The organism is Streptomyces sp. NBC_01537, from assembly GCF_045040445.1.
In the GTDB taxonomy this organism is placed as follows: domain Bacteria; phylum Actinomycetota; class Actinomycetes; order Streptomycetales; family Streptomycetaceae; genus Actinacidiphila.
Genome location: NZ_CP109392.1, coordinates 1,082,935 through 1,106,578, shown reverse-complemented (window position 1 = coordinate 1,106,578; position 23,644 = coordinate 1,082,935). Strand labels below are relative to the sequence as shown.

The window sequence follows — 23,644 nt, the reverse complement described above, 5'->3', positions numbered from 1 at the left end:
GTACGGGAGCGGGTGTACGGGGGCCGGGGTACGGGGTACGGGATTCGTCCCCCCTACTCTGCCTTACGGTGATCACGCGTACGTCACTCCCCGGGACGGGATCGGCGGAGCCCGCGTACTACCTCGGGAGTACGGTGCTGACCATGTCGTTCGCACGTATCGCGGCCGAGGCCGCCCTCACCGCCACCCCCGTACGCCGCCTCGGACTCGGCCTCGCCGCTGTCGGCCGCCCCGGCTACATCAACCTCGGCCGGGCCGCCGACCTGCCCGCCGAACGCACGGTGGCGGCGATGCGCGAGCGCGCCCACGAGGTCCTGGACGCGGCGTACGACAGCGGCGTGCGCTACTTCGACGCGGCCCGCTCCTACGGGCGTTCGGAGGAGTTCCTCGCCGAGTGGCTCCAGGCCCGCCCCGGCGGCGCCCCCGACGCCGTCATCGGCAGCAAGTGGGGCTACACCTACACCGCCGGCTGGCGGGCCGACGCCGAGGTCCACGAGGTCAAGGACCACTCCGTGGCCACGTACGACCGTCAGCTCACCGAGACCCGCGCCCTGCTCGGCAAACGGCTCGACCTCTACCAGATCCATTCCGTGACCCCGGACAGCCCCGCGCTCACCGACCGGGCCCTGCACGACCGGCTGGCGGACCTGGCCGCCGAGGGCGTGAAGATCGGCTTCTCGACCAGCGGCCCGGCCCAGGCCGACGCGATCCGCACCGCACTGGCGATCACCGTGGACGGCCTGCCGCTCTTCAGCAGCGTCCAGTCCACCTGCAACCTCCTCGAACCCTCCGCCGGCCCCGCCCTCGCCGAGGCCCACGACGCCGGATGCACGGTGATCATCAAGGAGGGCATGGCCAACGGCCGCCTGGCGCACGCCGCCCCCGGCTCCCTCCTCGCCCAGGTGGCCGCCGAGGCCGGCACCACGCCCGACGCCATCGCCCTGGCCGCCCTCCTGCGCCACCCCTGGGCGGACCTCGTACTGTCCGGCGCTGCCTCGGCGGCCCAGCTCGCCGGCAACGCGCAAGCTGCCGCCGTACGCCTGTCCGACGAGCAGTTCGCCGGCCTCGCCACGCTCGCCGAACCGGCCGGGGCATACTGGAGCCACCGCGCGGAACTCCCCTGGAACTAAGGGAGTTGCTGCGCGCGTGCTGTATTGCGTGATTGCGTGCGCGAAAACGGGGGAGCGGCGGCCATGGCGGTGACCGGCACCTGGAATCCGGTGAACCACTACCGGATCGACCACATCCTCGTCAGCCACGCCCTCCTGGCCCGGGTCGCCGCCGCATCCGGCACCGTCCGCGCCTCCGACCACGCGCCGGTCCTCGCCCGGCTGAACTACTGATCGGCAGCCCCCGCACATGAACTCCACCAGATCACTCGTCTACATCGGCGTGGTCGTGGCGGTCATCGCCGCCATCGCCGTCCTGCCCCTGGTCATCGACTCCATAGCCGCCGCCCGCTGGCGCCGCGAGGTCACCAAGGAGCTCATCGGCCGTTCCTGGTCGAACGCCGAGGTCCGCGCCCTCGTCAGGGACCTGCGCGAACCGCGTGGCGTCCGGGGCCTCACCCGGAGCCTGATCGCCATCCTCATCATCGTCCTGGTCGGCTTCGCCCTCGCCTACGCCACCATCGCCACCGGCAACGGCGCAGACGACCTCCGCAAGACCATCGTCACCTCCCTCCTCACCGTCCTCGCCACCGTCGCCGGCTTCTACTTCGGCTCCCTCGGCTCCCAGAACAGCGCCGAGGCCGCCCGTGGCAACGGCACCCCCACCCCGCCGGCCCCGGAGCCCCAGGCCGCCGCCCCCGTACCGTCCCCCGCTACACCCCCTCGACCTTGAACGGATCATGCTCCGCCAGCAGCTTGTCCAGCCGGGCCTTGTCCACCCGGCTGATCACCTGCCCCACCTCCTGCCGGTCCCGTACGCACTTCGCCAGCGTGAACGCCGACGTCACCACATACAGCACCCCCAGCCCGAGGAACGCCCGCACCCACGGCCCCACGGGCAGATATGCCACGCCGACGACCATGGCCGCCAGCGAGACACCGAACGAGAGCACGGCCTGCGCGAAGTACGCCGCCGTCGTCTGCTGATGGATCGCATTCGTCATGCCCGCATCATCCGTCCCCTGTGGCCCACGCCACATGAGTACCCCTACTCATTTCAGCGCGGGAGTCGGTGCGAGCGGGCACCGGGCCGGGTGCGGTATTGTTCTCGTGCACGGTCAGCCGGGGAAAACTCCGGATGATCAAGCACCGGGACGTGGCGCAGCTTGGTAGCGCACTTGACTGGGGGTCAAGGGGTCGCAGGTTCAAATCCTGTCGTCCCGACGGTGTTTATCAGCGGGTTTGCCGATATCGGCAGACCCGCTGGCTGCGTTGTGTGACACGAGTCGGGGCCGCAGCGAGGCGGCACCTGATTCTGCGAGCCAGTCCGCGAGCGTACGGAGCCCGGGGTGGACGACGCGCAGTACCTCGATGTCGGCGTGCCAGCGCGCGCCGGATGCCCACCGTTCCCTGACCTGAGCGATTTCGGGGTTGAGCGCGAAGGCTTCGGCATGGGTGAGCTGCTCGTAGCGCACCGCGGTGCCGGTGGCCTCACTGATCGCGGCGACCGCCTCGGTCGGGGTGGGGGCGTCCCCGGCGAGCTCCAGAGTCCGGCCGGCGAACCGGTCCGGCTGGTCGAAGGCCAGCGCGGCGAATTCCGCGATGTCCTCCAGCGCGATGATCTGGACAGGTTCGTCCGGCGGGAAGATGTGCCGGTGCACACCGTCGAAGATGCCGTCGAGGCCGATGGCCTGCGAAGCGAGGAAGTTCGACATGAACCGCACCGGGCGCAGCACGGTCACCAGCTGAATGCGCTCGCGCAGGTAGTCCTCGATACGGCTCTTCCCCTGTGAGGCGGCCGGAGGATTCGGCGTGGACGCGACGCCGGTGAACACGACGTGCCGGACTCCCGCCGCTGACGCGGCATCGGCCAGCGCACGGCCGCGGGAGAACTCCCGCTCCACGTCGGTGCCGGCGGGCCCGTACGCCATGGGCGGCACGGCGAAGAGCGCCGTGGCTCCCTCCAGTGCCGCCGGCAGGCTCGACGGGTCGTCGAAGTCGCCGCGGACGATTTCGGCCCCGGCGGCCGCCAGCGCCGTGGCGGCGGGAGCGGTCGTGTCACGCACCAGCGCTCGAACCGGCGTGCCGGCAGCCAGGAGGCGACGCGCGGTGGCGCCGCCCTGCTGACCGGTCGCCCCGGTCACGACAACCAGGCGGTCACCGAACTGAGTGGTCATGTCGTCCTCCGCCCCGGGAAGGTCGGCGGGCGCGGTCGGCGTGGGCCCGGGGTCGATGTGGAATGCTCCACCCGGTTGAGTGCGACGGACAAGGGATTACGTGACATGACCACAGCTCTCCAGGACGCCGGACGGGCCGATGCCCGCCGTAACCGTACGAAGGTGCTCGCCGCCGCCGCTCGCGCGTTCACCGATCACGGCCTCGACGTCTCGCTCGGCGAGATCGCACGCCAGGCGGGGGTCGGCACCGGCACCGTGTACCGGCACTTCCCCAGTAAGGAGATCCTGCTCGAGGCAGTACTCGTCGAGCAGGTCGACGGCCTGGTCGACGCCGCCCGACGGTGGGCGGCCCGAACCGCTCCTACCGCCGCGTTCTTCGGCTTCCTCCTCGAGGTCGTCGACAAGTCCTATGGACGCAAGCACGTCTGCGAAGCCGTGACCACGGACACGAGCTGGCCGCGCCCGGGCCTCGCCGCGTCGGCACGACGCTTCCGTCAGGTACTGGACGAACTGCTCCGCGCAGCGCAGCAAGCCGGCGGGGTCCGCGCCGATGTCGGCCCGGACGATGTCGCCGCGCTCACTGTCGGGTGCGCGACGACACGGGCCGCCCACCGCGACCGGGCCGGCGGCACCCGAATGGTGAACCTGGCGCTGGAGTGCCTGCGGAATCCCGCATCGGTAACGGAAGGGCGCAGGTTTCGTGACGCGCCCGGGACGCTTCACGCGGCCCCGCAGTGCGAGGAGTGCGGGGCCCGGCTCGATGCCCGCGCCACCGGCCGCCCCGCACGTTACTGCGGCGCGACCTGCCGGCAGCGGGCCCACCGTCGCCGCCTGTGACCGCCCACACCCCTGGACCTGGCCGCGCGCGCCGACCTGAGGCCCGGTGGCGGTGAACCGGGGCACCGGGCGGGTCCGTGCCAAGGACTGTCGGCGCTTGTCGCGGCATCCGACAGCCCGCAGAATGGGCGATGCCAGCAGGAGGATCGGGGTCCCGTATGTCCGTGTCGCCGTCCGGGAACTCCCATGTGCGGTTGCTGCTGGGGGCGTATGTCCTCGGAGCGCTGTCGGAGGAGGAGGACCGGCGGGTGGCCGCGCACTTGGGGGACTGCGCCGGATGCGGTGCCGAGTACCTCGAAATGGCCGACGTGCCGGACCTGCTCGCGATGTTCACCGAGGCCGATCTGCTGGAGGGACTCGGCCCGGATACGGGATCGGGATCAGGACCAGGACCAGGACCCGGATCAGGACCGGGATCGGAGAGCTGAGGACCGGGCGTGCTGCGTGTACTGGCGGTTGACGACGAGGAACCCGCGCTGGGCGAACTGCTCTATCTCCTGCGGGCCGACCCGCGGGTGGTGAGCGCGGAGGGCGCGCCGGACGCGACGGCGGCGCTGCGCCGGATAGGCGCCGCTCTGCACTGCGGCCCGGACGGCGACGAGTCGATCGACGTGGTGTTCCTGGACATCCACATGCCCGGACTCTCCGGTCTGGACATGGCACAGCTGCTGGCCGGGTTCGCGGAGCCGCCGCTGATCGTCTTCGTCACGGCCCACGAGGGTTTCGCCGTCCAGGCGTTCGACCTCAAGGCCGTCGACTACGTACTCAAACCCGTCCGCCGGGAACGGCTGTCGGAGGCGGTCCGCCGGGTCGCCGAGCACGTCGGGGCGGCGCGTCAGCCCCGCCCGGCGGAGGCCGCTCCGGCGCCGGCGCCAGCCGTCCCGCCCGCCGGCCGGCCGGGGGCGGCGGACCACATTCCCGTCGAACTGGGCGGCGTGACCCGCTTTGTGCTCGTCGATGACATCTCGCACGCCGAGGCGCAGGGCGACTACGCCCGGCTGCACACGCAGCGCGGCAGCCACCTGGTGCGCATCCCGCTGTCCGAGCTGGAACAGCGGTGGCGGGACCGGGGGTTCATCCGGATCCACCGGCGCCATCTGGTCGCGTTGCGGGCCGTGGACGAACTGCGGCTCGATGCCGGAAGCATGAGCGTACGGGTCGGTGACGACCTGCTCGCCGTCAGCCGCCGGCACGCGCGGGAGCTGCGCGATGTGCTGATGCGGCGGCAGGGCACGAGCTGAACCGTTCGACCGTCCGGCGCGTCTGACGCGCCGTTCGCCGCCGTACGGTCGCCGTACGGCGAGGGGCCTCCGCACGACGGCTTGCGGGGTCGCCAAGTCCCGTACCGTGGGCGCCGGTCGGGCGTGCCGTCGGGGAGGCGGCACAAGGGGAGGGAACAGGCGTGCTGGGCGAGATCGACGAGCTGCTGGCGGAGCTGCGCCGGATCCCCTCGTCCCCGCCGGGGACCGAGAGCGAGTTCGCCGAGCTTCTGGTGCGCGTCAAGGGCGTGGCCGGGCGGTGGGCCGATGTGCTGGACCAGGTACGGGAGTCGGCCGGCGGTCTGGCCGGGGCGCGGGCGGCGGCGGCGCTGGAGATCGCCTTCCGCAAGGCCGAGGAGTCGTACGTGGAGCTGGAGATCGCCCACCGGGACTGCGCCGAGCACACCCGGCGCGGCTGAGCGCTCGGCGCGGGGTGGCGTGCCATGTCGTGCGCCGGTAACGTGCGCTGCCTGGACTCCCCGGCCCCACCCGGTATTCGAAAGGGTCTTCGTGAGCGCAGACTCCGCGCCCCGGCGCGAGACCGTCACAGGAGTGCCGGGGCGGCGTCGTCCCCGGACCACGTCCGGTAGCGATGAGCAGTCGCTGCTGAGCGTCACCTCCTTCCGGTCCCTGATGCGCGGTCAGCTCAGGGCCGGGCTGTCCGCGATGGCCTGCCTGGCCGTCCTGGTCGGATCGCTCCCGCTGCTGTTCTCGCTGTTTCCCCAGGACCCGGGGCCCGGACTGCCCTCCCGGCAGACGGTGATGTGGCTCGTGCTCGGGATCGCCGTCTACCCGCTGATGCTGATCATCGCCCTCCGCTATGTGCGGCGCGCCGAGCGCAACGAGCGCGCCTACGCCGACCTCGTCGAGAGATGAACCAGGTCTACACGGCGGGCGCGGTGACCGGCGTCGTGCTGATCACCGTCCTGGTCGGAGCGCTGGGACTGCGCATATCCCGGACCACGTCGGACTTCTACGTGGCCTCGCGCAGCGTGCCGCCCTGGCTGAACGCCTCGGCGATCAGCGGGGAGTATCTGTCGGCGGCGTCCTTCCTCGGCATCGCCGGGCTGGTGCTCGCCCAGGGCGCCGACAGCCTCTGGTACCCGGTCGGTTACACGGCGGGCTTTCTGGTGCTGCTGGCCTTTGTGGCGGCGCCGCTGCGCAGGTCGGGGGCGTACACGCTGCCGGACTTCGCCGAGGCCCGGCTGGAGTCGCGTGTCGTGCGGCGGATGGCCAGTGTCTTCGTGGTGGGGGTGGGCTGGCTGTATCTGCTGCCGCAGTTGCAGGGCGCCGGGCTGACGCTGCGAATCCTCACCGGGGCGCCGGGCTGGCTCGGCGGGGCGGTGGTGGCGGCCGTGGTGACCGCGGTCGTGGCGGCGGGCGGCATGCGCAGCATCACCTTCGTCCAGGCCTTCCAGTACTGGCTCAAGCTGACCGCGCTGCTGGTGCCCGCGATCTTCCTCTGCCTCGCCTGGAGCGGTGGCATCTCCCCGGGAGCGGTGTTCGACCGGCCCGCGACGTTCCGTACCGCCACCTCCGTGACGGTCGACGACACCGTGCGCATCGACGTGGCCCGGCCCACGCGGATCACGGCGGTCGGCACGGCCACGGTCGACGGGACCCGCCACCACGGCGGCCGGTTCGTCCTGGCCCCAGGCGTCCACACCGTCGACGCCGGTGCCACGCTCCGCTTCCCCGCGCACGCCCGGGTGCCCGAACGGGCGGGCTACGGCGGCACCGGGGACGGCGGCACCGGGTACGGCGGCCGGGCGGACTGGGCCCGGTCGGTGACCGGCCCGCAGGAGCCGCACCACCTCTACGCGACGTACGGGCTGATCCTGGCGACCTTCCTGGGAACCATGGGCCTGCCGCACGTCACCGTACGCTTCTACACCAGCCCGGACGGCCGGGCCGCCCGCCGCACCACCCTGGTCGTCCTCGGGCTGATCGGCGCGTTCTATCTGCTGCCCCCGGTGTTCGGCGCCCTGGCCCGGGTCTACGCGCCCGATCTGACGCTGACCGGGCAGACGGACGCCGCCGTGCTGGTGCTCCCCGCCCGGATGCTCGGCGGCGGCGCCGGGGAGGCGCTGGGCGCGCTGGTGGCCGCCGGGGCCTTCGCGGCGTTCCTGTCCACGGCCTCGGGGCTCACCATGTCCGTGGCGGGGGTGCTGACCCAGGATGTGCTGCCGTCCCTGGGCATACGGCACTTCCGGGTGGCGACGCTGGCGGCCATGGGGGTGCCCCTGGCGGCGGCCACGATGGTCACCGGGCTGTCGGTCGCCGACGCCGTCGGGCTGGCGTTCGCGGTGTCCGCTTCCGCCTTCTGCCCGCTGCTGGTGCTGGGCATCTGGTGGCGCGGCCTCACCGCGCCCGGCGCGATCGCCGGGATCCTCGCGGGCGGCGGATCGGCCCTGACCGCCGTCGCGCTGACCATGGCCGACTGGGTGACCGGCCCGGGGTGGCCGCACACCCTGCTGCAGTGGCCCGCCGTGTGGTCCGTGCCGGTCGGCTTTCTCACCATGATCTCGGTGTCCCTTGCCGGCCGCCGGGCCCTCCCGGTCTCGGTCGCGGCGACCATGGCCCGGCTGCACCTGCCCGAACCGGCCGCCCCCGCACGGGGAGCGCGAGGATGAGCGGGCCGCTCACCGCCGCGCTGACGGCCGCCGGCGCGGCGCTCTTCCTGGCCGGCATCGCCGCCGGGTTCGTCATGGCCCGCCGCTCCGCCCGGGGCGACCTCGGCACCCCCGTCGAACAGGCCACCTTCCGTACGCTGCACACCGCCTCGCTCGCCGCGCCCCCGCTGCGCGCCGGGCTGACCGCCGACACCGCGCGCAAGGCCGCCCGCCGGCTGCGCTCGCTGCTGGGCACCCCCGCCCTGTGCCTCACCGACCGGGAGACGGTGCTGACCTGGGACGGGGTCGACGGCCACCAGCACCGGCAGCAGGTCATGGAACAGGTCGCCCAACTGCTGGACACCGGACGGGGCCAGGCGTTCCGCACCACCTGCGAGGACGACGAGTGCCCGCTGCGCTGGGCCGTCGTCGTCCCGCTCACGGTGGACGACGGGGTGCTCGGCGCGCTCGTCGCCTACGGGGAGCGGGAGTCGGCGGTCCTGGTGCGAGCCGCCGACGAGGTGGCCCGCTGGATCTCCGTACAACTGGAGCTGGCCGAACTGGACCGCTCGCGCAGCCGCCTCATCGAGGCCGAACTGCGCGCCCTGCGGGCCCAGATCTCCCCGCACTTCATCTTCAACTCACTGGCCGCCATCGCGTCCTTCGTCCGGACCGACCCCGAACGCGCCCGCGAACTGCTGCTGGAATTCGCCGACTTCACCCGCTACTCGTTCCGGCGGCACGGCGAGTTCACGACCCTCGCCGAGGAACTGCGCTCCATCGAGCAGTATCTCGCCCTGGCCGGGGCGCGCTTCGGCGACCGGCTCGCGGTGACCCTGCAGATCGCCCCCGAGGTGCTGCCCGTCGCCCTGCCCTTTCTGTGCCTGCAGCCCCTGGTGGAGAACGCGGTCAAGCACGGTATGGCGGACGCATCCGGGAAGTGCCTGGTCAGCATCGAGGCGCGGGACACTGGCTCGGAGACGCAGGTCGTCATCGAGGACAACGGCGTCGGCATGGACCCCGGCAGGCTCCGGAAGATCCTCGCCGGCGAGGGCGGCGCCTCCAGCGGCATCGGACTGGCCAATGTCGATGAACGGCTCCGCCAGGTCTTCGGCGACGACCACGGACTGGTCATCGAGACCGCCGTCGGCGCCGGAATGAAGATCACGGCCCGGATACCGAAGTACCGGGCGGGCGTGCACGCCGAACCGCCGTTGTCACGCTGACGCCATTGGCTTGTGACGTGCATCACAATTCCGCTTGTCCTTGGGCCACTTCGGCCCCAGCCCCGTTGCTCCGTTAATCGAGTTGCTCGTTCGATCGCGATCGACCAGGGGGTCAAGGACCATGACGGTTGTCCACGGGACCGTGCTGCCGAACCGTACCGACCTGCTCCAGGCGCTGCGAGCGCTTGACGCGGGCGACCGTGCCGTCGTGCGGAGCCTGTACGTACTGCGGCAGTCGCCCGAAGAGGCCGCAGCCGCGCTCGGCGTGCCGCTCGACGAGCTCCATGGCCGGGCCTGCCGGGCCGCCAAGCTGCTCGGCGCGCGGCTGAGCCAGGCCGCCTGACATTTCGGCACCGGTCCGGTTGATCCGGCGGGGCCCGGTGTACGTGCCGCTGAAGGACGCGGCACAGGCCGTGTGCGGGGCCGGTCGGAATCGCCGGACGGGCTGAGAATCAGCCCGTCCGGCGATGCGCTGTTTCACGCGTTGTGCAGGGGCTCGCGGGTGTCGAGACGGGCGAACTGCTCGCCGCCCGGGACGGGCTGGACGGGGCTGCCCGAGACGAGGGAGGCCTGGGTCGGCACGGTCACCCGGAGGCCGAGCACACCGGTGTCGACGGTGCCGTCCGGCTCGGCGTACCAGCGCCAGTGGGCGCCCTTGACGTCGCCGACCGCGAGGACGATCCAGTCGCCGCCGCGCAGTGAGCTCAGCTCGGCCAGCACGTCCGCGTCCCCGTCCGAGGATACGCGGGGCACGACGACGAAGCCCTTGACCGGACCGCTGCGGGCGGCGCCCCGGACCAGGCCGAGGCCGAGTCCCTCGGCGCCGCGCAGCACCTCGGCAGGGGCCTTGCCGACCAGTTCACGGGCGGTGGGGATGCGCAGGACGCCCTGGAAGCCGGGGAGCGCCTGGGCCGTCGGGTCGACGACCAGGACGACGGTGTCCTGGCGCGGTGCGTCGAGCAGGCCCCGTACGAGCGCGGCGATGGTGTCCTGCGCGGTGGTGAAGTCGCCGGTGACGCTGAGGGCGCCGTTGATCTGGGCGAGGTCCACCATGACCTGCGCGCTGCCGGCCTCGTCCCAGCCGACGCGTACCAGCTGCGGGCAGGAGACCTCCCACGCGGAGCTCACGTCGTCGATCCGCGGCTGCCCGGCGCGCTCCCAGCGGTTGGGGGCGATCGCGGTCCACTCGGCGGGCGGGGTGGCGCCTCCGGACACCGCCACGGAGATCCGCGACGAGGTGGCGAGCGCGCTGTAGACCCGTACCGGGCCGGAGGGGCCGGGAGTGCTCACCAGTTCGTGCACGGCGTGCCGTACGACGAGCGGGGTGAGGGAGTCCGCGGCCAGCCGCTTGCCGAGGGCTGCGCGGCGACGCCTGCGCAGCGCGAGCGTGGCGAAGCGCGGCAGCCGGGGCCGCAGGGCGTACAGGACCCTGCCGACGCCCTTGCCGAGCCGGTACACGCCGCGGCCGACCTTCTTGCGGAGCGTCAGCAGGACGGTGAGCGCGGCGAGCGCGCCGACGGCCAGTCCGATCAGCCACGGCGACAGGCTCGTGCCGAAGAGGTTGACCGTGCCGCTCTTGGCGTTGCCCGTGGCAGCCGTACCGGTCTGGGCGGCGGCGGAGGTGCTCGGGGCGGCGGACGCGGTCGCGCCCGAGCCGTCGTCGGACCCCGCCGCCAGCTGCCCGATCTGCACGTCGGGGCCGCTGGCGTCGTCCGGCAGCACCAGGATGTAGCCGGGCAGGACGGTGTCCGGGCTGGTGAACGTGGTGCCGTCGGGCTCGACCCGGCCCTTGTTGAGGTTGAAGATCTCCTGGAAACGGTTGCCGTCGCCGAGGACGTCCTGGGCGATGAGGAAGAGGGTCTCCTTCTCTCCGTTGTTCTGCTCCGGGGTCTTCACCACGGTGAACTTGACGGTCCTGGTCCCGTCGTCCGCGTATGCCGACGCCGGCAGGAGCCCGGCCGAGGCGACGATCACGATGGCGAGCATGGCGGGCAGCCGCACCATACGGCGCCTCCACTGGCCGGTTCGGGGCTGTTCAGTGACTGTTCTGGGTTTCCGCTCGGTGCTCACCGTTCTCGTCCTCCTCCGTCGAGACTGCGGTCGGCCACTACGGCTTTCGCTTGACTCCGGCACGCTTGCCACGGCGGTCCGGTTCACCTCGGCGCCGAAAAAACCCGTACGGAAAAAAACCTGAACCGATCACCGACACCCCCCGTGCTTCCTGCCAATGGACCAGCCGGGAGGGCAGCGATGGCGAGGCGATACACGTCCAATTTCGGTGTAGTCGGGTTCGGGGACGACCCGACGCCGGGTGACCCTGACGGGATCCGGGCCCTGTCGGCGCAGTACAACAACCTGAGTTCGCAGGCCAGTCAGGCGTTCGCGCTCTTCGCCAACGGCGGCAGGATCCGGTCGGGCAAGGGCGACGCGATGAAGGCCCTGCAGGAGCGGATCTCAGAGGTCCCCAGGATGCTGGACCAGACCGCGGTGTCGTTCAGCAACGCGGCCAAGGCCTACACCGTGTACGCCGACCTCCTCACCGACGCGCAGAGCAAACTGGACACGGCGATGGACCAGGGACTGGAGGCGCAGAGCAATGGCGCCGGCAAGCCCACGGTCCAGACGGCCCCCGACGCCACGCCCGACCAGGCGACCGCGGACGCCCAGGCCAACAACGCCATCTCGGCCGCCAACGACCAGCTCACCGCCGCCAAGCGGCTGGCGCAGGACGCGCACGATCTCCGCGAGAACGGCTCCCGCACCGCCTCCAGCCAGCTCAACGAGGCGGCCACGCACGCCATCCCGGCCCGCGACGTCTTCAAGAAGATCGCGGACTTCCTGGAGGACAACCCGATCGTCGAGATCGTGCTGGGCATCCTGGTGGCGATCGTCTCCGTCTTCTTCCCGGTCTTCGGACTCATCGCGGCGGGCCTGCTCTTCGGCGTCTCCCTGCTCAAGATGGGAGAGGAGGGCAAATTCAACGCCGGGGACATCGTCGCCGGCGTCCTGGGGATCATCCCGGGCATCGGGGCGCTGGGGATCGTCGGCAAGTTCGCCTCGGCGGTGGCGAAGTTCGCGCCGATCGCCAAGCTCCTCGCCGGCGTCAGCAAGTTCACCGGACCGATCCTTGAAGGCGTCACCAAGATGGCGAACGCCTTCCGGAGCACGTTCGCCGCCCTGGGCAAGGGCATCATCGGTACGAAGACGGGTGTCCTGCTGGGAGTCTTCGGCGCGACCCTCAAGGACGTGACGGTCGGGTTCGCGCTGGGCGTCGCCGGTGGGGCGATGACCAACGCGATCAACGGCAAGCCGATCGACATCAAGAACCTGCTGATCACGTCGGCGATCTCGGCGGGCATCTTCGGCGCGCTCACGCCGTTCTCGATGTCGAAGTTCGGTGTCGGCCTCAAGGAGGGCTTCACCAACATCGGCACCGACAGCAAGGCAGCCAAGGAGGGCTTCAGCAAGGCGTTCTCCAAGGACGCCCTCCTCGGCATCAAGGACGGCAAGCTGAACCCGGCGAACGCCTTCGAGCCCGGCAAGGGCGGTTCGGTCAAGGTCGACTCCAACGGCATCAAGTCCACCACCTCGCCGAGCACCGAGGGCACGCCGTCGACCACGGTCGAGACGCCGAACGGCGTCACCACGAAGACCGAGGTCGTCAACCCGGGTGCGGCTCCCGCCGACGGCACCCCGGGGCCGGCCATACCGCCGACCACCAAGACCACCACGACCACCCCTGACGGCTTCACCTCGACGACGCAGACCGACGGCAACGGCACCACCAACACGATCGAGGGCCCCAAGGGCGACCAGGTCATCACCGACGGCAACGGCGCCACCGTCAACACACCGGACCTGTCGACGCACGTCTCGCCGACCAACGCCGAGACCACCCACGGCGACTTCGCGGTCAATCACACCAACCCCGTGGCCGCGAACGACGGGAACCCCGCGGTCCCCGCGGAGGTGACGGTCACGCCGAACGGCGCCGCAAACCCGACGATCACCGTGGGCGACCACAGCGTCGCCACCCCGAATGTGACCGTCACCGATCACGGTGGCAACCACACCTCGGTCAACGGCGGCGACGGGGTGACCGTGCACAACCAGGGCAACACCAACACCGCCCAGGTCAACAACGCCCCGGTCGCCGTCCACGACTTCAGCGGGCCCAACCCGACGGTCAACCACAACGTCGGCGACGGGCACGGCATCGGCTTCGACCCGGCGAACCCCGGCAACGGCCTGAACCTGCCGGGCGGCACCCACGTCGCCACGAACAACAACGGCCATGTCGTGGTCGACCATCCGAACCAGGCCGGCACGGGCAACCACCAGATCACCCTGGACGGCAACAACACCACCTTCAACCACCCCGGCGGCACCAACACCACCGTCCAGAACAACGGCAACGCGACGGTCACGCACACCGGCGGCGCCACGGTCGACGTCCCGAACGGCGGCCACGGCTTCACGGTCAACGACGGTGCCACGCATCTGAACTTCAACGACGGCGGCACCAACCCCGGCGTGACGGTCAACCCGGCGAGCACCACCCCGGTCCATGTGAACCCGAACGGCCATGTGAGCAGCGGTCCTGTCACCACCCACGGCGACGGCAGCGGCACGATCCACCAGGGCGGGTCCGATGTCGCCACGTTCGACAACAACGGCACGACCTTCCACGGCCCGAACGGCGACGTCAACGTCGGCCACGACGGCACCTTCAACACCGGTGGCATTCAGAAGGGGCCCGACGGTGCGGTCACCCTCACCCAGGTCGACAACCATAACCAACCCGCTTTCCCCAAGGCCACGGTGAACCCCGACGGCACGGCGACCTTCGTCCACAACGGGGTGGACCACAACGTCGACGCCGCCGGCAACATCACGCACGCGACCCCGCAGTTCAAGCCGGGTCCCCCCAACCCGGACGGCACTGCGTCGGCCCCGGTGCTCGTCACCCCCAAACAGCCCGCGGTCGGCGCGCCGGCCAACTTCGGCCCGACATCCGTCCACGTCAACCCGGACGGCACCACCCATGTCACGCTGAACGGCCAGAACGGCACCACGGCGACGGTGGGACCGAACGGCACGACGCTGAACCACCCCGACGTCACGGTGACCACCACTCCGGGCAACGTCGTGGTGAACGGCACCGGCGGGGCGAGCAACGTCCACGTCAACACAACCACCCCGACGGGTGGCACCGGTCACCCGACGACCACCGTCAACACCGGCAACGCCACCCCGAACGTCAGCGTCAACCACGGCGACAACTCCACCACGGTCGCCGGACACGGCGGCAACCCGCCGGTCACCGTCGCCCCGACGAACAACGGCCACCAGATCGACGCGGGCAACACCAAGACCACCATCAACCCCGACGGCGCCTCGACCGACGTCGGCAACACGCCCGTCGTCAACACCAACACCGGCGGCGAGAACCCCGTCACCACCGCGAACACCGGCGGCGACACCACCCTGACCTCGGACAACAACGGCAGCGCGGTCTCGGACAACGGCAACACCTTCTCCGTCGACAACACCGGCAAGGTGACCAGCGGCCCGTCCGAGATCAACCACACCACGCCGCCCGGCGGCCAGCCGCAGGCCACGGTCACCCCCTCCGATCCGACGAACCACCAGCCCTTCACGGCGAACGCCACGAACAACGGCGTGGACATCCACGCGGGCGGCGTGCACACCAGCGGAAGCACCAACAACCCGGTGACCTTCGCCCACGACGGCCCGCACAACACGACCTTCAACTCGCCCGGCGACGGCACCCTGACCAGCACCCACACCGGGGGCGACACCGCCGCGGTCAACACCGACCACAGCTTCGACGTGCACAACGCCGGCCCCAACCCGACGGACACGCACAGCGTGCCGAGCAACGACGCCACCAACGGCCCCACCACCACGACCACCATCGATCACGGCAACGGCAACAGCACGACCGTCACCAGCGACAACAACGGCATCGCCAACACCACCACGCAGAAGTCCGGGACCACCCACACCGTCCACCCCGACGGCCACGTCGAGGTCGTGAACCCCAAGAGCGGCACCAAAATCGACACCGACGGCAACCACACCACCGTCGAGACCCCGGACAAGCACGTCATCGGGGACAAGGGCGACGTGATCGGCGGCGGCCACACGTTCACCACCGACCACAGCGGCGCCAACGGCAACCAGGCCGGGACGACGATCAGCGTCCCGGCGACCCCCTTCCACCCCACGAGCACGACCCACCAGCACCCCGACGGCACCGTGGACACCGGCTTCGGCCCCGTCCAGACCAGCCACTCGCCCGGCGGCGTGAACAGCGTCGGCACGAACCAGAATCACGTCCCGGGCCCGGGCGACCCGGCGGTGAACGTCACCCCGGTCACGGGCGACGGGAACGGCCAGATCACCGTCCAGGCGCCCGGCGGCGGCCCCACCGTGTCACACACCACCAACCCGCACACCCCGGACGGCGGCGGCGGCGAGACCACCGTGAACGCCGGCAACGTCACCATCACCAAGAGCCCGGAGCCGCCTGCTCCCAACCCCGACGGCACCCCCCCGGCCACCCCGGTCGCGCCGGAGACCTTCAACGTGCAGCACAACAACGGCGGGCCGAGCGTGGACGTACAGGTCAACGGCAAGGGCGACAGCGTCGTGCACAGTTCCGGCGGCAACTTCGACGTCAAGCACACCGGCAAGGGCGGCTTCGAGGTGGCCGGCGGGGGCGGCGCCAACGACAAGGTGAACGTCGCACCGGACGGCACCCTCACCGACCACAACGGCGTCCCCATAGCGAACGACACCCCCCCGGTCCAGCCCCCCGTGGCACCGGGCGCGGTGGCCCCGCCGCCCCCGCCGCCGACCCAGACGCACACCCTGGCCGACGACACGGTGATCCACAACGACGGCGCCGGCAATGTGACCGTGACCCCGCCGAACGGGGCCAATCCGGAGACCACCATCGCCGGCGGCTCGGCGACCACCACCGACGGCAACGTCACCGTCGTCCAGCACCCGGACGGCAAGGCCACCTTCACCACGCCGACCGACGGCAGCGCCAATCTGAGCATCGGTCCCAAGGGCGTGGAAGGAACCCACACCCAGGTGAACCAGGACACCACCACCACCGTGTTCAAGGTTGACGCCGGCAACAGCGGCGGGGTCAAGGTGACGAACACCGCCGACGGCCACACCACCAAGCTCAGCCCCAACGGGAGCTTCTCCGAACAGCACTCAGCCAGCCACGACAAGTTCGCCCAGGTCGACCCGCCCTCCACCAAGGACGCCGCCTTCGACGTGGGCAGCACCCTGGTCGCGGGAGCCGTCAACACCGTGGCCCAGACCGCCTACTCGATCGACAACGGCGCCGACCCGCACGACGCCATCCAGAGCGCGGGCCTCGGCTTCGCCCACTCCATACCCACCACACTCGCCGGCAGCCACCCGTCGGCCGCGTCCTTCGGCAGCAGCACCGGCAGCGTCGAAGGAGCCATCGCCTCCTTCCCCCGAAAGGTCATCGACAACGAGGCCGGGGTCCGCGACAGCCACGCGCTCAACCAGGCCGACCCGTCCAAGGACGACACCACCGAGATCAAGAACCACGACCCGGGTGCCCACGCGCCCACCCAGTGAGCCGCTTTCCCTTCCACCGCACCATCCGAGAAAGAACCGACAGGAGACAGTGACATGCCCGATTACCACGTCAACAGCGACCGCACCGGCGAGACCTCTGCCCAGCTGCTCGCGGACTTCCAGACGGCCACCGACATGCTCGGCCAGATCCGGATCCGGGTCGACGGCCTGCTCTCCGACGGTTACACCACCCCGGCCGCCGAAGCGCAGTTCAAGCCCTTCTTCGACCAGTTCCACACCGGCATGACCCAGACGGTCAACGGTCTCCAGGGCATCGGCCAGTACGTCAAGGGCGTCGGTGACGCCTTCGACCAGACCGACACGGGCCTGGGCCAGAGCCTGGCCCAGTAGCGGGTCCCCGCCTCCGGGCAGGCCCGCACCCCACAGACCGGCCGGGCCGGACACCGCTCCTCCCGGTGACCGGCCCGGCCGACTCCATTTCCAACAGCGGCAAGCAGCAAGGGAGATAACCGATCATGCGTCTCACCGTCACCGTCGTGGACCCCGCAGAGGGCAGCGCGTCGGACTTCGTCATCGAGAGCGACCCCGAGGCGCCGGTCGGGGAAATCGCCGAGGAGCTGCACCGCAGCCTGCGCGGCGGCGGCGCCGGGGACGACGCAGTTCCGGAGCTCTACGCCGGCAGCGTCCTGCTCAAGCACGACCAGTCGCTGGCCACCGCCGCCGTGCGCAACGGCAGCGTGCTGGCGCTCGACCAGCCCGTGCCCGTACTCCCGTACGAGCCCGACGGCGTCGCCGAGGTGCGAGTGGTCAGCGGCCCCGACGCCGGCACCGTGCACCGGCTGCCGCCCGGCGACTACGAGATCGGGTCCGCGCCGACCTGCCGGATCCGCCTGGAGGCCGCGGGCCTGCCCGAGGTGGCGGCCACGCTGAAGGTCGACGCCGACGGTGCCACCCAGGTCCGGGCGAGCGCCGCCGGACCCGTACGGCTGGACGACACCGCCGTGCACGACTGGACGTCCTGGCGGATCGCCGGGCTGCTCGACCTGGACACCGTGCTGCTGGAACTGGCCGAGCCCACCCGCCCCGACGCCGCCCTGCAACCGTCCGCCGACGGCCTGGGCCTGGACTACAACCGCCCGCCACGGCTGCGTCCGCCGAACATCAAGAACAGATTCCGCATCCCGGCCCCGCCCCGCAAGCCGGAGAAGCGGAAGATCCCGCTGCTGCCGATCCTGCTCACCCCGCTGATCATGTCGGCCACCAGCGTGCTGCTCTCGCACAACTACCGCTTCCTGGCCTTCGGCCTGCTCTCCCCGGTCGCCGCCCTCGTCAACCAGCTCACCGGCAAGAAGCGCGGCAAGCAGTCCTACGAGGAGCAGATCCGCCAGCACGAGGAGAAGATCGTCCGGCTGGAGCAGGAGATCAACGAGGCGGTGCTCGCCGAACAGGCCTTCCGGCGGCTCGCCGTCCCCGACCCGGCCGCCGCCATGCTCATCGCGACCGGCCCCCGGCAGCGGCTGTGGGAACGGCGCTGGCGCGACGAGGACTTCCTGCTGATGCGCCTGGGCACCGCCGACCGGCCGGCCTCGGTCGAGCTGGAGGACCAGAGCCAGGACGAGCACCGCAGGCAGGTCGTCCGCCTCACCAAGGACGTGCCGGTGACCGTGCCGCTGCGCGAGGTCGGGGTGCTCGGCGTCGCCGGCGACAGCTCCGTCGACCCGCTGGTGCGCTGGCTGCTTGCCCAGTCCGCGATCCTGCAGAGCCCGGCCGACCTGCGGATCTACGTACTGTCCAACTCCCGCGCCGAAGAACGCTGGTCCTGGGTCCACTGGCTGCCGCAGTGCGCGCCCAGCGGCGAGGACACCCTCAGCCTGGTCGGCACCAACGCCGAGTCCGTCGGCCGCCGCATCGCCGAGCTGAGCGCCCTGATCGCCCGCCGGGCGGCCGCCGGGGCGCAGGGCCCCCGTGGCGGCGCGGCCGGCGAGCCGGACGTGCTCGTCGTCCTCGACGGCGCCCGCCGGCTGCGGTCGCTGCCCGGCGTCGTACAGATCCTCCGCGACGGTCCCTCGGTCGGCGTCTACGTCCTGTGCATCGACGACGAGCCGCGGCTGCTGCCCGAGGAGTGCCAGGCCGTCGCCATCGTGGGAAGCGGATCGGCCCCGCTGCGCGTCGAGCGCACCGGCGCCGACCCGGTGGACGGCGTACGGATGGACGCCCCCAGCCTGCCCTGGTGCCTCGGCGTGAGCCGGGCGCTGGCACCCGTCCGGGACGTCGGCGACAGCGACGACGCGGCCGTGCTGCCCACCTCGGCGGCGCTGCTCGACGTACTCGGCCTGGAGCCGCCGACAGCGGAGGCCGTCTCGGCCGGCTGGGCGATCAACGGCCGTACCACCCGAGCCGTGCTCGGCATGGGAGTGGACGGGCCGTTCGCCATCGACCTGGTCAAGGACGGCCCGCACGGGCTGATCGCCGGCACCACCGGTTCCGGCAAGTCCGAGCTGCTGCAGACCCTGGTGGCCACCCTGGCCGTCGCCAACCGTCCGGACGCCCTCAACTTCGTCCTGGTCGACTACAAGGGCGGCAGCGCCTTCGCCGAGTGCGTCGACCTCCCGCACACCGTCGGCATGGTGACCGACCTCGACACCCACCTGGTCGAACGCGCCCTGGTGTCGCTCGGCGCGGAGCTCAAGCGGCGCGAGCACCTGCTGTCCACCGTCGGCGCCAAGGACATCGACGACTACACCGACAAGCGCAACCGCGATCCCGAGCTGATCGCGCTGCCCCGCCTGGTGCTGGTCATCGACGAGTTCGCGTCGATGGTCCGCGAGCTGCCCGACTTCGTCTCCGGCCTGGTCAACATCGCCCAGCGCGGCCGGTCGCTCGGCATCCACCTGATGCTCGCGACCCAGCGCCCCTCCGGCGCGGTGACCGGCGACATCCGTGCCAACACCAACCTGCGCATCGCGCTGCGCACCACCGACCCCAACGAGAGCCGGGACATCATCGACGCCCCGGACGCCGGGCTGCTCTCCCCGCGCACCCCCGGCCGGGCCTACGCCCGCCTCGGCCACGCGGCCCTGCTGCCGTTCCAGACCGGCCGGATCGGCGGCCGCCGCCTGGAGGCCGCCAACCAGGACCGCCCCAAGCCGGTGCTGAGCGAGCTGCACTGGGAGTCGCTGGGCAACCCGGTGGAGCGGGCGGCCGTCGCCGAGCGCGCCAGCCAGGCCGTCACCGACCTCTCCGTGCTCGTGCGGTCCGTCCGCGAGGCCGCCGACACCCTCGGCCTGCCGCCCGCCCGCAAGCCGTGGCTGGCCCCGCTGCCCGACATGCTTCCGCTGGAGTCGCTGCCGGACCCCGCGGACGCCGTGAACTCCTCGGGCGGGCTCGCCCCCGTCCCGTACGGGCGGATCGACCTGCCCGCCGAGCAGAGCCAGGCCGAGCTGCTCTTCGACCTGGACACCATGGGCCACCTGCACATCATCGGTTCCCCCCGCAGCGGCCGCTCCCAGGCGCTGCGCAGCCTCGCCGCCTCCCTGGTCCGTACGCACTCCACCGCCGACGTCCACCTGTACGGGATCGACTGCGGCAACGGCGCACTGAACGTCCTCAACCGTTTCCCGCACTGCGGAGCCGTGGTCGACAGGCCGCAGACCGAACGGATCGGCCGGCTGCTGGCCCGGCTGACGGCGGAGGTCGCCACCCGGCAGGCCCTGCTGACCCGGTACGGCGCCGCGGACCTCGCCGAACTGCGCGGCGCGCTGCCGCCGCACGAGAGGCCCGCGCACCTGGTGGTGATGGTCGACCGGTTCGAGGCCTTCGACCGTGACTTCGCCCTGTTCGACCAGGGCAGCATGATGGAGAAGATGACCGGGCTGCTGCGCGAGGGCGCGTCCGTCGGCATCCACCTGGTGCTCGTCGGCGACCGGGTGCTGACCTCTTCGCGGTTCTCCAGCACCACCGAGGACAAGCTCGTCCTGCGGCTCAACGAGAAGACCGACTACGCGATGATGAGCATCCCCACCAAGAGCGTGCCCGACGAGATGCCGCCGGGCCGCGCACTGCGGGCCGGGGACGTCAGCGAGGTGCAGTTCGCGCTGCTCGGCACCGACCCCAGCGGCGCGGCACAGGTTGCCGCCCTGACCGAGCTGGCGGACAAGGTCACCGCCCGGGACCTCTCCCTCGACCCGTCCCTGCTGCCGTTCCGGGTGGACGGCCTGCCCGACGAGCTGACCTTCGACCAGGCCTGGGAGCGTCTCCCGCAGGGCGGATCGCCGTCGCCGATGTGGGCGATGATCGGTGTCGGCGGCGACGACCTGACCGCCGTCGGGCCCAACCTCCTGGACCGCCCCAGCTTCCTGATCGGCGGGCCGCCGCGTTCGGGCCGCAGCACCGTGCTGCTGACGGTGGCGCGCTCCCTGATCGCCCAGGGCACCGGCGTGGTGATCCTCAGCCCCAAGAACTCCCCGCTGCGGGACCTGGCCGGCACCCCCGGCGTGGTCGCGGTGCTGACCGACCCCGAGCCCGCGCTCGGTGAGTTCCGCGCCGCCATGAACGCGGTCGTCACCCCGGCGGGCGTGGTCCTGGTGGACGACGCCGAGCTGCTGCTGCGCTCCGAGTTGGACGCGGACCTGTCCACCCTGGCCAGGGGCGGCGCCGGGAACGGCTGGGGCCTGATCGCGGCCGGCAACACCGAGGCGCTGTTCTCCGGCATCACCGGCTGGCACGTGAACGTCAAGCGCAACCGCTGCGGCGCTCTGCTGTCGCCCCAGTCGGTCACCGAGTCCGACGTCGTCGGGGCGCGCATCCCGCAGGGCCTGATCAGCTCCGGCGTCGAGCCCGGCAAGGCCCATGTGCACCTGGGCGACGGCAAGTTCATCACCGTACGGGTGCCGAAGACCACGGCTCCGTAAGGGCCGACGGCCAACGCGGAAGGGCCCGTCCGCCGAGGAGGTGGACGGGCCCTTCCGATTGTGTACTCGCTTACGCCTTGGAGCCGGCCAGGGCGGCCGGCTCGGTGAAGCGGAAGGTCGAGCTGATCGCGTCGAAGAGGTCGAACAGCTGCTCCGCCAGCGGCAGGTTGGGGCTGGTGCAGGTGACGATGAGGACCCGCTCGTCGTCGGGGATCGGGACGATGGTGTGCATCACCAGCATCTTCACGCCGAAGTCCTCGTCGATCATGACCTCTTCGGTGCCGGTGACCCGGCCGACCTCGCCGACTTCGGGCAGCGTCACCGTGGTCACCGAACGGTTCGGGTCCGGCTCGCCCCGGGTGAGCTGCCGTGTCATGTCCTGGAGGGTGATGGGACGGCCCGGCGAGGGATTCACGGCGAAGATCATGGTGTTGGCCAGCAGCAGTCCGTCCTCGTACATCTGGAACGCCCCGGCGGCGTAGATCGCGCCGCGCTCCTTGGCTCCCGTCAGGACTTCGCGCGCCTTGCGGAAGAGGGTGTTGACCTGCTCCTTGGTGGCCTCCTCGCCCGCCTGGCTCAGCAGCTTGGCGCGGATCGCGGCGAGGCTCTCGTTCCGGAGGTCGTACTCGACCCAGCTCTCCGGGACCCGGAGCGAGAAATTCCGAAGGTTCGTCATGATGAGCTCCTCATTGTCCGCCGTCGCCCTTGAGCGTGTCCGTGCTCTGCTTGTCCGTGTCCTCGAAGGCCTTCATGATCGCGTCGCAGGCCTCCTTCAGCTGCTTGCACTGCCGGGTGAGGTTCTTCCGGCCGTCACTCCACCTGCGGTCGAAGTTCCGCGCGGCGGCGACCATCGGCTGGCCGACCGTCTGCTCGTCGAACGCGATGTTGTGACTGTCGTCGATATGGTCGAGGACCTGCCCGAGCAGACTCCCGAGGCTCTTGACCTCATCGCCGGGGATGTCGACTTCCTTGGCCACCGCAGCGCTCCCTCCTTCTTCCGTGAAACCGCTTGATCTGCTCCTGTTCCAGGCACGGACGACGCATGACCTCGGTTCAACCCGTGCAACGTCGACCGTTCGTCGGCCCGTTGGCCCGTTCGGCGCACGCCACCGCCGCGTTCGCCCGTTCGCCGAACCGGGCCGGCGTATCCGCCAGGTGGCGGATATCTCCGCCATTGGTCTACGCCAATCTCATCCCATGCCGCCGTGGCAGAAGTCCTTTTCCCGAAGGGATGATTCGGGTGAGCTCTCCCCACCTGCAGCACGACACGACCACACTCCCGACTCGGCGTACCGCCGACGAGGCCGCGCTGGTCCGGCTCCAGCAGGAGCACGGACGGGCCCTGTTCGGCTTTCTCGTCGGCCTGACCTACGGGGACCGGCAGCGCGCCGAGGACCTCGCGCAGGAGACCCTGGTGCGCGCCTGGCAGCACCCCGAGGCGCTGGAGACCGACCACGACTCGATGCGCCCCTGGCTCTTCACGGTGGCCCGCAGGCTCGCGATCGACGCCCGCCGGGCCCGCCTGTCGCGCCCCAACGAGATCAGCGACGAGGCGCTGGAGGTCATCACGCCCGCCGTCGCCGACACCGCCGAGCGCTCGGCGGTCACCCTGGACGTCCGCGAAGCCCTCAAGGGGCTCCGCGCCGAACACCGCGCGGTGCTCGTCCAGGTGTACTTCCGCGGCCTGTCGGTCACCGAGGCCGCCGAGGTCCTCGGCATCCCTCCGGGCACCGTCAAGTCCCGCACCTACTACGCCCTGCGGATTCTGCGCCAGGCCCTGCCGGGCTACGTCGCATTCAGCCCGTCCGGCGATTGAGGACACAGCGAGGCCGGCAGCGCAACCCGGCGAACGGCCGCCACCACGCACCGAGCCAGGGCCTGTCCGGCGGATCTCCGCCGG

Annotated in this window: 20 protein-coding genes and 1 tRNA gene; 16 read left to right on the top strand and 5 right to left on the bottom strand. The window is 71.3% G+C overall.

All coding sequences use genetic code 11. The features are described from left to right. Positions 1 to 143: 143 nt before the first annotated feature. Genes OG607_RS05205 through OG607_RS05195 form a run of 3 tightly spaced genes read left to right on the top strand, consistent with a single transcriptional unit; the run spans position 144 to position 1,842 of the window. Entirely contained in the window at positions 144 to 1,130 is a 987-nt protein-coding gene (locus OG607_RS05205; protein WP_405719384.1) for an aldo/keto reductase, read from the top strand. 36 nt (positions 1,131 to 1,166) lie between these two features. Beyond that, positions 1,167 to 1,343, top strand: a complete 177-nt coding sequence (locus OG607_RS05200; protein ID WP_405719381.1) for a hypothetical protein — start codon at positions 1,167 to 1,169, stop codon at positions 1,341 to 1,343. Positions 1,344 to 1,359: 16 nt separating this feature from the next. After that, positions 1,360 to 1,842 carry a hypothetical protein gene (locus OG607_RS05195; protein WP_405719379.1) on the top strand — a complete coding sequence of 161 codons (483 nt, stop codon included), beginning with the start codon at positions 1,360 to 1,362 and terminating at the stop codon, positions 1,840 to 1,842. On the opposite strand, the gene OG607_RS05190 is transcribed toward OG607_RS05195, so the two are convergent. Then, on the bottom strand, positions 1,823 to 2,113 hold the full coding sequence (locus tag OG607_RS05190; protein ID WP_405719376.1) for a YiaA/YiaB family inner membrane protein: 291 nt from the start codon (positions 2,111 to 2,113) through the stop codon (positions 1,823 to 1,825). The genes OG607_RS05195 and OG607_RS05190 overlap by 20 nt on opposite strands. A gap of 146 nt (positions 2,114 to 2,259) precedes the next feature. On the opposite strand from OG607_RS05190, the gene OG607_RS05185 reads away from it, so the two are divergent. Further along, a tRNA-Pro gene (locus OG607_RS05185) sits at positions 2,260 to 2,333 on the top strand. Here OG607_RS05185 and OG607_RS05180 read toward each other — a convergent pair. After that, positions 2,315 to 3,286 carry an NmrA family NAD(P)-binding protein gene (locus OG607_RS05180; protein WP_405719374.1) on the bottom strand — a complete coding sequence of 324 codons (972 nt, stop codon included), beginning with the start codon at positions 3,284 to 3,286 and terminating at the stop codon, positions 2,315 to 2,317. The two genes, OG607_RS05185 and OG607_RS05180, sit on opposite strands and share 19 nt — an antisense overlap. 105 nt (positions 3,287 to 3,391) lie before the next feature. On the opposite strand from OG607_RS05180, the gene OG607_RS05175 reads away from it, so the two are divergent. The 8 genes from OG607_RS05175 (at position 3,392) to OG607_RS05140 (ending at position 9,563) form a co-directional block, all read left to right on the top strand. Beyond that, positions 3,392 to 4,123 (top strand): TetR/AcrR family transcriptional regulator, encoded by a 732-nt coding sequence (locus tag OG607_RS05175; protein WP_405719371.1) that lies wholly within the window; start codon positions 3,392 to 3,394, stop codon positions 4,121 to 4,123. Positions 4,124 to 4,281: 158 nt separating this feature from the next. After that, positions 4,282 to 4,551 carry an anti-sigma factor family protein gene (locus OG607_RS05170; protein ID WP_405719369.1) on the top strand — a complete coding sequence of 90 codons (270 nt, stop codon included), beginning with the start codon at positions 4,282 to 4,284 and terminating at the stop codon, positions 4,549 to 4,551. Positions 4,552 to 4,560: 9 nt separating this feature from the next. Beyond that, on the top strand, positions 4,561 to 5,364 hold the full coding sequence (locus OG607_RS05165; protein ID WP_405719366.1) for a LytR/AlgR family response regulator transcription factor: 804 nt from the start codon (positions 4,561 to 4,563) through the stop codon (positions 5,362 to 5,364). Between the two features lie 161 nt (positions 5,365 to 5,525). Beyond that, entirely contained in the window at positions 5,526 to 5,801 is a 276-nt protein-coding gene (locus OG607_RS05160; protein WP_405719363.1) for a hypothetical protein, read from the top strand. A gap of 91 nt (positions 5,802 to 5,892) precedes the next feature. Beyond that, the gene (locus OG607_RS05155) at positions 5,893 to 6,258 is read left to right on the top strand and encodes a hypothetical protein (protein WP_405719361.1); all 366 of its coding nucleotides are present in this window, start codon (positions 5,893 to 5,895) and stop codon (positions 6,256 to 6,258) included. After that, positions 6,255 to 8,015: a cation acetate symporter gene (locus OG607_RS05150; RefSeq protein ID WP_405719359.1), complete on the top strand. Its 1,761-nt coding sequence runs from the start codon at positions 6,255 to 6,257 to the stop codon at positions 8,013 to 8,015. Before OG607_RS05155 ends, OG607_RS05150 begins: the two co-directional genes overlap by 4 nt. Next, positions 8,012 to 9,220: a sensor histidine kinase gene (locus tag OG607_RS05145; RefSeq protein WP_405719357.1), complete on the top strand. Its 1,209-nt coding sequence runs from the start codon at positions 8,012 to 8,014 to the stop codon at positions 9,218 to 9,220. The genes OG607_RS05150 and OG607_RS05145 overlap by 4 nt, the downstream gene beginning before the upstream one ends. Positions 9,221 to 9,341: 121 nt before the next feature. Then, positions 9,342 to 9,563, top strand: a complete 222-nt coding sequence (locus OG607_RS05140; RefSeq protein WP_405719354.1) for a hypothetical protein — start codon at positions 9,342 to 9,344, stop codon at positions 9,561 to 9,563. A 134-nt stretch (positions 9,564 to 9,697) separates the two neighbouring features. Here OG607_RS05140 and OG607_RS05135 read toward each other — a convergent pair whose 3' ends face one another. Further along, the gene (locus tag OG607_RS05135; protein WP_405719351.1) at positions 9,698 to 11,224 is read right to left on the bottom strand and encodes a LysM peptidoglycan-binding domain-containing protein; all 1,527 of its coding nucleotides are present in this window, start codon (positions 11,222 to 11,224) and stop codon (positions 9,698 to 9,700) included. Between the two features lie 246 nt (positions 11,225 to 11,470). Between OG607_RS05135 and OG607_RS05130 the strand changes: the two genes are divergently transcribed. From OG607_RS05130 to OG607_RS05120, 3 genes are all read left to right on the top strand, one after another. Next, on the top strand, positions 11,471 to 16,873 hold the full coding sequence (locus OG607_RS05130) for a hypothetical protein (protein WP_405719348.1): 5,403 nt from the start codon (positions 11,471 to 11,473) through the stop codon (positions 16,871 to 16,873). Positions 16,874 to 16,927: 54 nt separating this feature from the next. Then, positions 16,928 to 17,224, top strand: a complete 297-nt coding sequence (locus OG607_RS05125) for a WXG100 family type VII secretion target (protein ID WP_405719345.1) — start codon at positions 16,928 to 16,930, stop codon at positions 17,222 to 17,224. Positions 17,225 to 17,349: 125 nt separating this feature from the next. Continuing rightward, the gene (locus OG607_RS05120) at positions 17,350 to 21,744 is read left to right on the top strand and encodes an FtsK/SpoIIIE domain-containing protein (RefSeq protein WP_405719342.1); all 4,395 of its coding nucleotides are present in this window, start codon (positions 17,350 to 17,352) and stop codon (positions 21,742 to 21,744) included. 70 nt (positions 21,745 to 21,814) lie between these two features. On the opposite strand, the gene OG607_RS05115 is transcribed toward OG607_RS05120, so the two are convergent. Together OG607_RS05115 and OG607_RS05110 are read right to left on the bottom strand one after the other, a co-directional pair. Beyond that, a complete protein-coding gene (locus OG607_RS05115; RefSeq protein WP_405719339.1) occupies positions 21,815 to 22,420 on the bottom strand; it encodes a hypothetical protein in 606 nt (201 codons plus the stop codon). Between the two features lie 10 nt (positions 22,421 to 22,430). After that, positions 22,431 to 22,721: a hypothetical protein gene (locus OG607_RS05110; RefSeq protein WP_405719336.1), complete on the bottom strand. Its 291-nt coding sequence runs from the start codon at positions 22,719 to 22,721 to the stop codon at positions 22,431 to 22,433. A gap of 254 nt (positions 22,722 to 22,975) precedes the next feature. On the opposite strand from OG607_RS05110, the gene OG607_RS05105 reads away from it, so the two are divergent. Then, complete coding sequence (locus tag OG607_RS05105) at positions 22,976 to 23,560, top strand: sigma-70 family RNA polymerase sigma factor (RefSeq protein ID WP_405719333.1); 585 nt, start codon at positions 22,976 to 22,978, stop codon at positions 23,558 to 23,560. Positions 23,561 to 23,644: the final 84 nt, after the last annotated feature.

Excerpts from the sequence above, each read along its gene's own strand:
- OG607_RS05205 (WP_405719384.1), top strand. The coding sequence starts at position 144 with ATGTCGTTCGCACGTATCGCGGCCGAGGCCGCCCTCACCGCCACCCCC.
- OG607_RS05195 (WP_405719379.1), top strand. The coding sequence starts at position 1,360 with ATGAACTCCACCAGATCACTCGTCTACATCGGCGTGGTCGTGGCGGTC.
- OG607_RS05190 (WP_405719376.1), bottom strand. The coding sequence starts at position 2,113 with ATGACGAATGCGATCCATCAGCAGACGACGGCGGCGTACTTCGCGCAG.
- OG607_RS05180 (WP_405719374.1), bottom strand. The coding sequence starts at position 3,286 with ATGACCACTCAGTTCGGTGACCGCCTGGTTGTCGTGACCGGGGCGACC.
- OG607_RS05175 (WP_405719371.1), top strand. The coding sequence starts at position 3,392 with ATGACCACAGCTCTCCAGGACGCCGGACGGGCCGATGCCCGCCGTAAC.
- OG607_RS05170 (WP_405719369.1), top strand. The coding sequence starts at position 4,282 with ATGTCCGTGTCGCCGTCCGGGAACTCCCATGTGCGGTTGCTGCTGGGG.
- OG607_RS05150 (WP_405719359.1), top strand. The coding sequence starts at position 6,255 with ATGAACCAGGTCTACACGGCGGGCGCGGTGACCGGCGTCGTGCTGATC.
- OG607_RS05145 (WP_405719357.1), top strand. The coding sequence starts at position 8,012 with ATGAGCGGGCCGCTCACCGCCGCGCTGACGGCCGCCGGCGCGGCGCTC.
- OG607_RS05140 (WP_405719354.1), top strand. The coding sequence starts at position 9,342 with ATGACGGTTGTCCACGGGACCGTGCTGCCGAACCGTACCGACCTGCTC.
- OG607_RS05135 (WP_405719351.1), bottom strand. The coding sequence starts at position 11,224 with ATGGTGCGGCTGCCCGCCATGCTCGCCATCGTGATCGTCGCCTCGGCC.
- OG607_RS05130 (WP_405719348.1), top strand. The coding sequence starts at position 11,471 with ATGGCGAGGCGATACACGTCCAATTTCGGTGTAGTCGGGTTCGGGGAC.
- OG607_RS05125 (WP_405719345.1), top strand. The coding sequence starts at position 16,928 with ATGCCCGATTACCACGTCAACAGCGACCGCACCGGCGAGACCTCTGCC.
- OG607_RS05120 (WP_405719342.1), top strand. The coding sequence starts at position 17,350 with ATGCGTCTCACCGTCACCGTCGTGGACCCCGCAGAGGGCAGCGCGTCG.
- OG607_RS05115 (WP_405719339.1), bottom strand. The coding sequence starts at position 22,420 with ATGACGAACCTTCGGAATTTCTCGCTCCGGGTCCCGGAGAGCTGGGTC.
- OG607_RS05105 (WP_405719333.1), top strand. The coding sequence starts at position 22,976 with ATGATTCGGGTGAGCTCTCCCCACCTGCAGCACGACACGACCACACTC.